Genomic DNA, 11,382 nt, shown 5'->3' with positions numbered 1-11,382 from the left:
ACGAGATGATGCTGTCGGAGAGCCAGGAGCGCATGCTCATGGTCCTCAAGCCCGAGAAGGAGGCCGAGGCCGAGGCGATCTTCCGCAAATGGGGGCTCGACTTCGCCGTGGTCGGCGAGACCAACCCGTCGAAGCGCTTCGTGGTGAAGCGCGGCGGCGTCGTGATGGCCGACCTGCCGATCAAGGAGCTCGGCGACGAGGCGCCGGTCTACGACCGGCCGCATGTGCGCACGCCGAAGCCGGCCGTGCTGGATCCCGCTTCGGTCGAGCCCGAGACCAGCATCCCGCACGCGCTGGAGAGGCTGATCGGCACGCCGGATCTGTGCAGCAAGCGCTGGGTGTGGGAGCAGTACGACCACATCATCATGGGCAACACGGTGCAGCGGCCCGGCGGCGATGCCGGCGTGGTGCGCGTGCTCGACGGGCCAAAGGCGCTGGCGATGACCACCGACGTGACGCCGCGCTACTGCGAGGCCGATCCGTTCGAAGGCGGCAAGCAGGCGGTCGCCGAAGCGTGGCGCAATCTGACGGCGGTCGGGGCCACGCCGCTCGCCGTCACCGACAACCTCAACTTCGGCAATCCCGAGAAGCCCGAGATCATGGGCCAGCTCGTCGACTGCATCGCCGGCATCGGCGAGGCGTGCCGGGCGCTCGACTTCCCGGTCGTGTCCGGCAACGTGTCGCTCTACAACGAGACCAACGGCCGCGGCATCCAGCCGACCCCGACCATCGGCGGCGTCGGCGTGCTCGACGACTTCCTGAAGAGCGCCACGGTCGCCTTCAAGGCGGCCGACGAGGTGATCCTGCTCCTGGGCGAGACCACCGGCTGGATCGGCCAGTCGCTCTGGCTGCGCGACGTCTGCGGCCGGGAGGAGGGGGCGCCGCCCCCGGTCGACCTCGCGGTGGAGAAGCGCAACGGCGATCTCGTTCGCGCGTTGATCAAGGACGGCGCCGTCACGGCCGTGCACGACGTGTCCGACGGCGGCCTGCTGGTCGCGGTCGCCGAGATGGCGATGGCGGGCGGGCTCGGCGCGCATCTCGACGCCGCCGCGCCCGGCGCGATCCCGGCGCACGCCTTCTGGTTCGGCGAGGACCAGGCCCGCTACGTCGTCACGGTGCCGGCCGCCGGCGCGGCGACGGTCGAGGCGCGGGCGCGCGCCGCCGGCGTCCCGGTCCAAACGCTCGGCACCACCGGCGGCCACGCGCTTGCGATTTCCGGCGAGCGCGCGATTCAGCTACATGCTCTGACCGAGAGGTTCGAGCATTGGCTCCCCGCCTATATGGCGGGCGGGACGGTGTGAGGCCGCCGCCGGCGCAGGGCCGGCAGCGGCGTCGAACAGGGCGACGGGTGCGGAGACCGCCATGCCGATGAATGCGACCGACATCGAGGCGCTGATCAAGCGTCATATCCCGGACGCCGAGGTGACGATCCGGGATCTGGCCGGCGACGGCGACCACTACGCCGCGACCGTGATCTCCGAGGTGTTTCGCGGAAAGTCGCGGGTGCAGCAGCACCAGCTCGTCTATCAGGCCCTCAAGGCCGAGATGGGCGGCGCCCTCCACGCGCTGGCCCTGCAGACGGCGGCGCCGGAGAAGGGGTGAGTTGCCTCGGGCGGCGGCACCTCTGACCGCCGAAGCACTCCTCGGCCGCGTGCCCCGGACAAGCCACGGCAGGCCGCAGGCCTGATGCGCCGCAGAGCGGGGCCCAGGGGCGCCGAGGTGAATGGCTTGCCGGGTCGCACTGGGGCCCGGTTCGCCGCGCAACGCGCCGCGCCAGGGACACGGGGACTGTTCCGGGCCAGGGTTGGCCCGTCCCTTGCTCCTCCCGGAATGCGGCGTTCGCCGCGATCCAGCAGAACACCCCCGGAGGTGACATGACCCGTTCCCGTTTCGCCGCGCTCGCGACGCTGGCTTTCGCACTCTCGGTCGGCGCGGCCGCCGCCCAGGATCTCTCGCCCAACGGCGTCAAGACGCTGGCGCCGGCGGGGGCGATCAAGACGACGGGGACCTGGAGCCTCGGCACGCGGGCGGGCGACTTCGTCTACATCGCCGGCATGCGCGGCATCGACGCGGCGACCAACACGCTGGTGGCGGGCGACGAGGCGCGCATCCGCCAGGCCTTCCTCAACATGAAGCTGATCGCCGAATCCGAGGGCGCGACGCTGCGCGACGCCGTGCGGCTGGTCGTCTACGTCACCGACATGTACCGGTTCCGTCCGCTGGTGAACAAGGTCCAGGAGGAGCTGTGGGGCAAGGGACCCTATCCGCCCCGCACCATCATCGAGGTCGACCGGCTGAACCAGGACGACATCTGCGAGGTCGAGGGGACGTTCTACGCGCCCGCGAAAAAGTGACATTCGCGAACGTGAAATGCGCGCGAAAAAGTGAACCGAAATCCAGCTCACGAATCGTCACAATCGCGCCGAAGGGCTTGGTCGGACGCGGGGTCCTCGGCTATTTATGGGGTGAGCGGGTCCGGCTGCGATTGGGCGGTCGGCCTCCAAGGGACGTGATCATGGGCATCGAGCAATTCATCGACAACGAGCTGAAGTCGAACGACGTCGTGCTGTTCATGAAGGGCACGCCGCAATTCCCGATGTGCGGGTTCTCCGGCCAGGTGGTGCAGATCCTCGATTACATCGGGGTCCCCTACAAGGGCCTGAACGTGCTCGAGAACGACGAGCTCCGCCAGGGCATCAAGGACTTCTCGAACTGGCCGACGATTCCGCAGCTCTACGTCAAGGGCGAGTTCGTCGGCGGCTGCGACATCGTCCGTGAGATGTTCCAGGCCAACGAGCTGCAGCAGTTCTTCAAGGACAAGGGCATCGAGGTGAAGGCGCCGGCCGCGACCTGAGCGGGCGCCTCGACCCGGCGCAGCACGGCGCCGCGCCGCCATCGTCCGAGCAAAGCCGGGGCGCACCGCCCCGGCTTTTTTCGTCTCGCGCGGTCGTGCGTCGGGGCGACGTTCACGAGCCCCGCAGCCATGTCGGCACGCCGAGCCCGATCCGGGCCGTTCCGGCCGTTCCGGACGGGGGATCGCTCGCGAGCGTCCAGCCGGTGAGCGGGAGGCTCAGGGTTCCGCCGGCGCGCGGCTCGACGAAGACGAGCCGGGTGCCGCCCGGGAGCGGCAGCGCACGGACGTCCCGGATGAACGCCAGCGGCCGGCCGTCGATCGTGGCGCGCGCATTGCCGAAATAGGTCCGCTGCCAGTCGCCCGTTAAGCCGAGAAGGTCGACATAGCGGACCGGCTCCGGCGGCAGCGTCACCCGCAGCGTCTCGCCGTCCCGGACCGTCCCGACGGCCTGCCCGGAGAGCGTGACCTGCAGGCAGGCGATCAGCACCGACAGCGCGGCCACGGCGGCTCCCGGAATCCAGGAGCGGCGTCCCAGCCGCCGCCACGTCAGTACGGCCGCGGTCGGCATCATCAGAAACAGGAGCCACAGGCTCCAGCGGAAGTAATGGTAGTTGAGGTAGCGGTAGAGACCGTTCGGCAGCAGATCGAGATAGCTCGCATAGACGAGGATTTGGGCGAGCGACAGCAGCACGGCGGCGCGCAGCCACAGCGGCCCGTAGAGGAAGCACAGCGCGGCGGCTCCCAGTGCCGGCGGGAGCCAGGGAAACCGCGCGATCAGCATGCTGGCCGGTTCGACGTACAACGGTGCGCTGTCCGAGACGAGCGACACCAGCCGGACCGCGAAGCCGTCCAGGCCGAACATCATCGACGCGCCCATGTAGGGCGAGCCGATGCTGCCGTGGATGAGGAGATTGCTGCCGACGAGCAGCAGCGGCCCGAGCAGCACCGCCGATCCGGCGACCAGGTTGATGCCGACCCAGCGCCGCAGCCGGACCGCAGCGGTGCCCGGCACGGCGCGCCACACGAGGGCGGTCCAGAACGGCAGCAGCAGGCAGGCCACCATGGCGTCCATCGGCCGGGTCGGGACCAGGAGCCCGAGGGCGGTGCCGAACACGGCCGCATCGGCGAGGCGCACCCGACCGTCGCGCTCGATCCGCATCAGGGTGCCGAGCGCCACCAGCAGCAGGGCGGTGGCGAGGGTCGAGTTCCACGGAACCACCACGGTCTCGATCAGCATCCGGGGCAGCAGCAGGAAACCCACCGCGAACACGCCGGCCCCGAGCGGCCCGATCAGTGGCCCGAACAGCGTCACCAGGGCGTAGACCGCGACCGCGACGCAGATCAGATTGACGGCGATGAAAGGATCGTTGGGGCTGAGCCAGACGAAGGGGGCGGCGAGCAGGGCGTAGAGCGGCGGATAGTGGTGCTGGGCCGACGACAGGTCGAGCGTGGCGAAGGCCCGGGCCGCCGCCAGATAGCGGCCCTGATCGAACCAGCCGTGCCAGTCGGGCACGCCCTGCCATCCGATCATCCGGCTGGCGAAACGGACCAGGAGGATGACGGCGGCGGCCGCGGCGAACACCGCCGCCTCGCGACCGCGCAAACGAACCTGCGCGGCCGAAGCAAAACGCTCGAAGACTGACACGACACGTACTCGACCTGGTTTGGCGTGCTGCAGCAGGCCGGACGCTGTTAATGCTACTATGCTACCGTTTCAGCAGGACTGGTGCCGGCCGTCCAGCGGATTTAACGGCCGCGGTCATCGGGGCAGGCGCACGGCGCAACCGGTGATCCTGCCGCGGCCGGCGGCCGTAATCCTGGGGTGGCTCGAGGGTGTCCCTATGCGTGATCTCGTGGCGCGGCTGCGCGCCTATGCGGCGGTCGACGATCCGCTGGCCGGCGTCGCCGCGACGGTCGCGCTGGTCGTGCTCGGCAACCAGCCGTTCTATCCGCTGTACCTGCACGCCATCGCGGGCACGGCGGCCTGGCCGGTGTGGCTGACGCTGCTGTCCTCGCCGTTCTTCCTCGCCGTGCCGGCGGTGGCGCGGCGAAGCGCGTTCGCCGGACGGCTGATGCTGCCGGTGGTCGGGGTCGCCAACACGCTGATCGCCATCAAGGCGGTCGGGCGCGACAGCGGGCTCGACCTGTTCCTGCTGCCCTGTGCGCTGCTCGCCGCCGTGCTGGTGCGGCCGCAGGAGCGGCTCGCCTCGCTCCCCGTGCTGGCGCTGCCCGTCGCAGCCTATTTCTGGCTCGGCGGACTCGTCGGCGCGCCGCTGGTGGTGTTCCCGGCCGAGCAGCAGGCCGCCATGCTGACCGTCAACGCCGTCAGCGTCGCCAGCCTGATCGTGCTGATCGGCGTGCTGGTGGCCGGCCTGCCCGGGCGCTCCGCCGAGCCGGTGGGCTGAGCGCCGGTCGGCGGGCCGGGGCGGAGGTCGAACGCGGACAAGGAACTCTCGCCGCGGCGGAGCGGTTGCCGTCCCGGATGCTCAAACCGCGGGTGAGTCATGGGCCGCATCTATATCGGGGCCGCGTGGCTCCTGACGGTCGTCGTCGCCTACGGCATCGGCTGGTGGCGCGGCGCACGCAACGTCGTCCGAACCGCGGCCGACGCCGGCGGCACGGGATTCGAGATCACCTTGGTGCTGGTGCTGGTCGTCGCCGTGGCCTCGGCGCTCGGCGCGCTGTGGCTTCGCCACCGGCTGGCTGCCGGCAAGGATCGCGCTCTGCACGATCGAACGCTGCACGAATGAGCCCGAAGCGCGCCGGCCCGATGCGTCGGACGATCCATCCGCCGTGACGACCGTTGGGACCGCCAGGCGCGGTCCGGACGGCCGACGTCACCGGTCCGCCAGCCGCCGCCAGGCGACCACGCCGGCTTTCACCGGCACGCCCGTCTCCAGGTTCTGCCAGCCGCCATCGCGCCACTGGCAGGGATAGGGCAGGGCGTAGGTGCCGATGTGATCCTCGCACAGCAGCTCGCACGCCGCGCCGGGCGGCGGAACGCCTTCGCCCGGGAAGGCGTCGAGCCGGTGCTGTCGGGATGCGATGCGTCGATTCGGCGGATCGTGCGTCACGGATCACCGGGCTGGGCTGACATGCGAGCGGAGGGCGGGGCGTCCGGCACCAGAAACCGTGCCGCCGGTGGACTTCGATAAGCGAAAGGCCCGCCGGGCAGGGCGGGCCTTTTCAGCTAAGGGCCTGACGTGAGTGGCTCCCCGGGCCGGATTCGAACCAGCGACCAACCGGTTAACAGCCGGTTGCTCTACCACTGAGCTACCGGGGAACACGGGCCTCACGGCTCAGGCAGGTGGGCGTATAACAAAACCCCGAGAGAAATGCCAAGCCGAAATCGGGGAATGGCGTCTGCGAAGGTCGATTGTTCGGAATGTCGGCGTCTTGCAGCCGGATCGTCCCGCTTCGCCGCCCGCAGGCTGGTCTCACACACCGTGGCCGCGGCCGGACCGCGGCCGCAGAACCAGGATTCAGCGCTTCTTCCAGCCCTGCACGGCGATTCGCGGCAGATCCGCACGCGCCAGACCGAGCGCGGCGAGCTCGCGATCCGTCTTCAGGGCCAGGAGCTTGTAACGCGACACCAATTGCAGGCCTTCGCGGATGGCCGTCGCGACTTCGCGCAGGAATGCGACAGCCCCACGCTGGGCGGAGCGCCCGGCGGAATACGTGATCGACATGATTTCACCTCTAGATTTCGTGCCGTTGATATAGCTCGCCTTTCCGGTGCTTCCCAACGCAAATGCTGCATGGCGGGATAACGCTGCAGCATGGCCCGGCGGGTCTGCGTTATCCGCCTGTCTCCGGTCACGTGCGTGCCACAAACTTTCGCGCGCGGCGGCGGAGGGAGCGGGAGCAGGATACGAAGGGCTGCGGCCACAGGCCGAACTGCGATTCGCGGCAAAGCCCGCCGACGGCAGCCGACGGCAGCAGGTCGGGACAGCCGCGAGAGAAACGGGGAGAAGAGAACGGGGAAAGAAGAGTGGAGGCCACGCCCGGAATTGAACCGGGGTAAACGGTTTTGCAGACCGCTGCGTAACCACTCCGCCACGTGGCCTTTTCGGTCGACGCCCTGGTCGGGGCCGGCCCGCCAAATCCCCGGACGCACCGGAGTCGGCGAGCGCATGTTTAGCGCCGCCCGCCGAACATGCAACCGCTATCGCGGCCGCCGAACGCGGTGCGGGGTCGCGGCGAGGCGCCGTCCGCCACCCCGGCTACTTAGGGTGGGCGGAGCGCGGCGCGCCCGTCGCGCGGCTTGCGTCTCTCGCGGCCGCGCCCTTGACCGTGACGGCGCGGGCGGGCCAAACTCAGTATAATTCCAGACACGACGGTGCGGCCGTCGCGCCGGACATGGCGCGGAGCGCGACGCATCGGACCGGGGTCTTTCGTCCGGGATTCTCTTTGGAGGTGCCATGCCTGCCGTATCGATGACGGTGAACGGAAAGCCGGTGCGGGGCGACGTCGAGTCCCGCACCCTTCTGGTCCAGTTCCTGCGCGAGACCCTGCGCCTGACCGGCACCCATGTCGGGTGCGACACCTCGCAATGCGGGGCCTGCGTCGTCCATGTCGACGGCGTCGCGGTGAAGAGCTGCAGCATGCTGGCCGTCCAGGCCGACGGCGCCGAGGTGCTGACCATCGAGGGCGTCGCCACCGGCGACACGCTGCATCCGATGCAGGAGGCGTTCCGCCAGAATCACGGCCTGCAGTGCGGCTACTGCACGCCCGGCATGATCATGACGGCGCTCGATATCGTGCGCCGCAAGGGCCACGAGCTCGACGACCACACGATCCGCGAGGAGCTCGAGGGCAATCTCTGCCGCTGCACCGGCTACCACAACATCGTGAAGTCGATCGCGGCCGGCGCGCGCGCCATGGCGTCCGGCGATCCGGCCCGGCAAGCGGCCGAGTAACGAGCGGCCGAGGAACGTGCGGCCGAGGGATCGGCGCCGCGCCATCGTCATCACCTCGCCGGCGAAGGCCGACACCAGACGCGGCCACCCGGTGACGGATCGGATCTCGGGAGGACGCAGATGAACGCGACGGGCGGAAGCGTGACCGGCATCGGCGCCCCGGTGCGGCGCAAGGAGGACTTCCGGTTCGTCACCGGCAACGGCCGCTACACGGCCGATATCGGTCGGCCCGGGCAGGTGCATCTCCACTTCCTGCGCTCGACGCACGCGCATGCGCGCATCGTCCGCATCCAGGCCGGCCACGCCTCGCGCATGCCGGGCGTGCTCGCCGTGATCACGGGCGCCGATCTGGCGGGCGACAAGCTCGGGCCGCTGGTGTGCGGCTGGATGATCCACTCCACCGACGGGACGCCGATGAAGATGGCGCCGCACCCGGCGCTGCCGGCCGACACGGTGCGCTATGTCGGCGAGCCCGTGGTCGCCGTGATCGCGGAAACGCCCGAGCAGGCGCGCGACGCCGCCGAGGCCGTGGTGATCGACTACGAGGAGCTGCCGGCCGTGGTCGATCCGGCCGCCGCGCAGCGCGAGGGCGCCCCGCAGATCCACGAGGTCGCGCCCAGGAACACGATCTTCCACTGGCAGCTCGGCGACGCCGCCGCCGTCGACTCGGCCTTCGCCCGGGCGGCCAGCGTGACCAGCCTCGACATCGTCAACAACCGGCTGGTGCCGAACGCCATCGAGCCGCGCGGCGCGCTCGCCGAGTTCGATCCGGGCAGCGACAGCTACACGCTGTGGAACACCTCGCAGAACCCGCACGTGGCGCGGCTGGTGCTCTCCGCCTTCGTCGGCGTCGCGCCGGAGCATCGGCTCCGCGTCGTCGCCCCCGATGTCGGCGGCGGCTTCGGCTCGAAAATCTTCATCTATGCCGAGGAGGTGGTGGCGCTCGCCGCGGCCCGGCGGGTGCGCCGGCCGGTGCGCTGGATCTGCGACCGCTCGGAGGCCTTCGTGGCCGACGCGCACGGACGTGATCACGTCACCAACGCCCAGCTCGCCTTCGACCGCGACGGAAAGATCCTCGGCCTGCGGGTGAAGACGATCGCCAATCTCGGCGCCTACATGTCGACCTTCTCGTCGTCGGTGCCGACCTATCTGTACGCGACGCTGTTGTCGGGCCAGTACGCCATCCCGGCGATCCACTGCTCGGTCGACGCCGTCTACACCAACACGGTGCCGGTCGACGCCTATCGCGGGGCAGGGCGGCCCGAGGCGACCTACGTGATCGAGCGGCTGATGGAAGTCTCGGCCCGGCGCCTCGGCGTCGATCCGGCCGAGCTGCGGCGCAAGAACTTCGTCCAGAAGTTCCCGCACCAGACGCCGGTGATCATGAGCTACGACTGCGGCGACTACGCCGCCTCGCTCGACAAGGCGCTGGCGCTCGCCGACTGGGCCGGCTTTGCCGCGCGCAAGCGCGAGTCGGAGACGCGCGGAAAGCTCCGCGGCATCGGGCTCTCGGCCTATATCGAGGCCTGCGGCATCGCGCCGAGCCAGGCGGTCGGCTCGCTCGGGGCCGGGGTCGGCCTGTGGGAGTCCGCCGAGGTGCGGGTGAACCCGACCGGCTCGGTCGAGGTGCTCACCGGCAGCCACAGCCACGGGCAGGGGCACGAGACGACCTTCGCGCAGCTCGTCTCCGGGCGGCTGGGCATCCCGCTCGATGCCGTCTCGATCGTGCACGGCGACACCGACAAGGTGCAGTTCGGCATGGGCACCTACGGCTCGCGCTCCGGCGCCGTCGGCATGTCGGCGATCGTCAAGGCGCTCGACAAGGTGGAGGCCAAGGCCAAGAAGGTCGCGGCGCATCTCCTGGAGGCGGCCGAGACCGACATCGTCTTCGAGAACGGCACGTTCACGGTCGCCGGCACCGACAAGGCGGCGACCTTCGGCGAGGTGGCGCTCAACGCCTACCTGGCCCACAAGTTCGCCGGCGCCGACCTCGAGCCCGGGCTGAAGGAGGGCGCCTTCTACGATCCGGTGAACTTCACGTTCCCGGCCGGCACGCATGTGTGCGAGGTCGAGATCGATCCGGACACCGGCCGCGTCGCGGTCGCGCGCTTCACCGCCGTCGACGATTTCGGCGTGGTGATCAATCCGATGATCGTCGAGGGCCAGGTGCACGGCGGCATCGCCCAGGGCATCGGCCAGGCGCTGATGGAGCAGGCCGTCTACGACGAGGGCGGGCAGCTCGTCACCGGCTCCTACAACGACTACGTGATGCCGCGGGCCATGGACTTTCCGCCGCTCGTGGTCGACACCACGGTGACGCCGTGCCCGTCGAACCCGCTTGGTATGAAGGGCTGCGGCGAGGCGGGCGCCATCGCGGCGCCGGCCGCCGTGATGAACGCGGTGACGGACGCGCTCGGCACCGAGGACGTGCCGATGCCGGCCAACCAGCTCGCCGTGTGGCGGGTGCTGCAGCGGCAGCCCCGGCAGGCGGCGGAGTAGCTTTCTTAACCTCCCCCTGCAGGGGGGAGGTTCGGGGCGCGCGACAGCGCGCACCGGGGTGGGGTGAAGCCCCGCGCCTCGGCGACGCTGTCACCCCCTCCCGCCGAGCTTCGCTCGGCGACCTCCCCCCTCAAGGGGAGGTGCAGATCGAAAGGCCGCGCCCGCAGGGCGAGGACGTGGAGAGGACGGGATGTACGAATTCACCTATCACCGCGCGAGCGGGCTGCGGCAGGCCACCAATCTGCTGACCAAGTTCGAGGACGCCAAGCCGATCGCCGGCGGGCAGAGCCTGCTGCCGATGATGAAGTTCCGCCTCGCCTCGCCGTCCAACCTGGTCGATCTCAACAAGATCGAGGGTCTGAACGGCATCGAGCTGACGAGCCGGGCCCTGATCATCGGGGCGATGGCGCGCCACGCCGAGGTGCATACCAGTCCGCTGGTGCAGCAGGGCATCCCGGCGCTCGCCGCGCTGGCCGGGCTGATCGGCGATCCGGCCGTGCGCCATCGCGGCACCATCGGCGGCTCGCTCGCCAACAACGACCCGACGGCGGACTATCCGGCCGCCGCGCTGGCGCTCGGCGCCACCATCGTCACCACCAAGCGCAAGATCGCGGCCGACGAGTTCTTCGCCGGCCTGTTCGAGACCGTGCTGGAGCCGGACGAGCTGATCACCAAGGTGAGCTTCCCGCTCGCCAAGCGCGCGGCGTACCAGAAATTCCGCAACCCGGCGTCGCGCTACGCCATCGTCGGCGTGTTCGTGGCCAAGCGCCCGTCCGAGGTGCGGGTCGCAGTGACGGGCGCGGGCTCCTCGGGCGCCTTCCGCCTCACCGCCTTCGAGGAGGCGCTGAAGTCGCGCTTCCATCCGAAGTCGCTGGAAGGCCTGACCGTGCCGGCCGAGGGCCTCGCCAGCGACATCCACGCCAGCGCCGAGTACCGCGCCCACCTGATCGGCGTCATGGCCCGCCGCGCCGTCGCTGCGGCGAACGGGTAGAGCCGGCCACGGCATGCATACGCGGCAGTTGCGCTCCGGCCGATCTGTCGTACGACCTTTCTCGGCCTCGTCCTGAGGAGCGGCCGAAGGCCGCGTCTCGAAGGATGGGGCCGCCCCCG

At 70.2% G+C, this 11,382-nt stretch carries 12 protein-coding genes and 2 tRNA genes; 9 read left to right on the top strand and 5 right to left on the bottom strand.

Annotation, left to right across the window (positions count from 1 at the left end; all coding sequences use genetic code 11):
* The 4 genes from CH341_RS19185 to grxD all read left to right on the top strand — a co-directional run.
* On the top strand, positions 1-1,301 hold a 1,301-nt coding region (locus CH341_RS19185; RefSeq protein ID WP_245431142.1), incomplete at its 5' end, for an AIR synthase-related protein.
* A gap of 61 nt (positions 1,302-1,362) precedes the next feature.
* Positions 1,363-1,602, top strand: coding sequence for a BolA family protein (locus CH341_RS19180; protein ID WP_111420597.1), 240 nt, complete (start codon positions 1,363-1,365; stop codon positions 1,600-1,602).
* Between the two features lie 272 nt (positions 1,603-1,874).
* The gene (locus tag CH341_RS19175; RefSeq protein ID WP_111420596.1) at positions 1,875-2,354 is read left to right on the top strand and encodes a RidA family protein; all 480 of its coding nucleotides are present in this window, start codon (positions 1,875-1,877) and stop codon (positions 2,352-2,354) included.
* Between the two features lie 161 nt (positions 2,355-2,515).
* Positions 2,516-2,854, top strand: a complete 339-nt coding sequence (grxD, locus tag CH341_RS19170) for a Grx4 family monothiol glutaredoxin (protein ID WP_111420595.1) — start codon at positions 2,516-2,518, stop codon at positions 2,852-2,854.
* Between the two features lie 112 nt (positions 2,855-2,966).
* Here grxD and CH341_RS19165 read toward each other — a convergent pair whose 3' ends face one another.
* Complete coding sequence (locus CH341_RS19165) at positions 2,967-4,499, bottom strand: hypothetical protein (RefSeq protein WP_146604539.1); 1,533 nt, start codon at positions 4,497-4,499, stop codon at positions 2,967-2,969.
* Between the two features lie 196 nt (positions 4,500-4,695).
* Here CH341_RS19165 and CH341_RS19160 point away from each other — a divergent pair, with 196 nt between their 5' ends.
* Both CH341_RS19160 and CH341_RS19155 read left to right on the top strand, forming a co-directional pair.
* Positions 4,696-5,259 carry a hypothetical protein gene (locus tag CH341_RS19160; protein ID WP_111420593.1) on the top strand — a complete coding sequence of 188 codons (564 nt, stop codon included), beginning with the start codon at positions 4,696-4,698 and terminating at the stop codon, positions 5,257-5,259.
* A gap of 99 nt (positions 5,260-5,358) precedes the next feature.
* Entirely contained in the window at positions 5,359-5,604 is a 246-nt protein-coding gene (locus CH341_RS19155; RefSeq protein WP_111420592.1) for a hypothetical protein, read from the top strand.
* A gap of 87 nt (positions 5,605-5,691) precedes the next feature.
* On the opposite strand, the gene CH341_RS19150 is transcribed toward CH341_RS19155, so the two are convergent.
* The 4 genes from CH341_RS19150 to CH341_RS19135 form a co-directional block, all read right to left on the bottom strand.
* Positions 5,692-5,928 (bottom strand): hypothetical protein, encoded by a 237-nt coding sequence (locus CH341_RS19150; protein WP_342635020.1) that lies wholly within the window; start codon positions 5,926-5,928, stop codon positions 5,692-5,694.
* A gap of 134 nt (positions 5,929-6,062) precedes the next feature.
* Positions 6,063-6,137: transfer RNA gene (locus tag CH341_RS19145), tRNA-Asn, on the bottom strand.
* Between the two features lie 199 nt (positions 6,138-6,336).
* Complete coding sequence (locus tag CH341_RS19140; protein WP_111420591.1) at positions 6,337-6,543, bottom strand: hypothetical protein; 207 nt, start codon at positions 6,541-6,543, stop codon at positions 6,337-6,339.
* A 303-nt stretch (positions 6,544-6,846) separates the two neighbouring features.
* Positions 6,847-6,920: transfer RNA gene (locus CH341_RS19135), tRNA-Cys, on the bottom strand.
* Between the two features lie 355 nt (positions 6,921-7,275).
* Between CH341_RS19135 and CH341_RS19130 the strand changes: the two genes are divergently transcribed.
* The 3 genes from CH341_RS19130 (at position 7,276) to CH341_RS19120 (ending at position 11,263) form a co-directional block, all read left to right on the top strand.
* A complete protein-coding gene (locus tag CH341_RS19130) occupies positions 7,276-7,773 on the top strand; it encodes a (2Fe-2S)-binding protein (protein ID WP_111420590.1) in 498 nt (165 codons plus the stop codon).
* Between the two features lie 120 nt (positions 7,774-7,893).
* Positions 7,894-10,272 (top strand): xanthine dehydrogenase family protein molybdopterin-binding subunit, encoded by a 2,379-nt coding sequence (locus tag CH341_RS19125; protein WP_111420589.1) that lies wholly within the window; start codon positions 7,894-7,896, stop codon positions 10,270-10,272.
* Positions 10,273-10,462: 190 nt separating this feature from the next.
* Positions 10,463-11,263, top strand: coding sequence for an FAD binding domain-containing protein (locus tag CH341_RS19120; protein ID WP_111420588.1), 801 nt, complete (start codon positions 10,463-10,465; stop codon positions 11,261-11,263).
* Positions 11,264-11,382 lie beyond the last annotated feature (119 nt).

It is taken from the genome of Rhodoplanes roseus, assembly GCF_003258865.1.
GTDB classification, from domain to species: Bacteria; Pseudomonadota; Alphaproteobacteria; order Rhizobiales; family Xanthobacteraceae; genus Rhodoplanes; species Rhodoplanes roseus.
The sequence above is the reverse complement of the archived record's forward strand: the minus strand, read 5'-3'. Positions and strand labels throughout refer to the sequence as shown.

Coding starts and splice junctions, on each gene's coding strand:
- CH341_RS19180 (WP_111420597.1), top strand. CDS start 1,363: ATGCCGATGAATGCGACCGACATCGAGGCGCTGATCAAGCGTCATATC.
- CH341_RS19175 (WP_111420596.1), top strand. CDS start 1,875: ATGACCCGTTCCCGTTTCGCCGCGCTCGCGACGCTGGCTTTCGCACTC.
- grxD (WP_111420595.1), top strand. CDS start 2,516: ATGGGCATCGAGCAATTCATCGACAACGAGCTGAAGTCGAACGACGTC.
- CH341_RS19160 (WP_111420593.1), top strand. CDS start 4,696: ATGCGTGATCTCGTGGCGCGGCTGCGCGCCTATGCGGCGGTCGACGAT.
- CH341_RS19155 (WP_111420592.1), top strand. CDS start 5,359: ATGGGCCGCATCTATATCGGGGCCGCGTGGCTCCTGACGGTCGTCGTC.
- CH341_RS19140 (WP_111420591.1), bottom strand. CDS start 6,543: ATGTCGATCACGTATTCCGCCGGGCGCTCCGCCCAGCGTGGGGCTGTC.
- CH341_RS19130 (WP_111420590.1), top strand. CDS start 7,276: ATGCCTGCCGTATCGATGACGGTGAACGGAAAGCCGGTGCGGGGCGAC.
- CH341_RS19125 (WP_111420589.1), top strand. CDS start 7,894: ATGAACGCGACGGGCGGAAGCGTGACCGGCATCGGCGCCCCGGTGCGG.
- CH341_RS19120 (WP_111420588.1), top strand. CDS start 10,463: ATGTACGAATTCACCTATCACCGCGCGAGCGGGCTGCGGCAGGCCACC.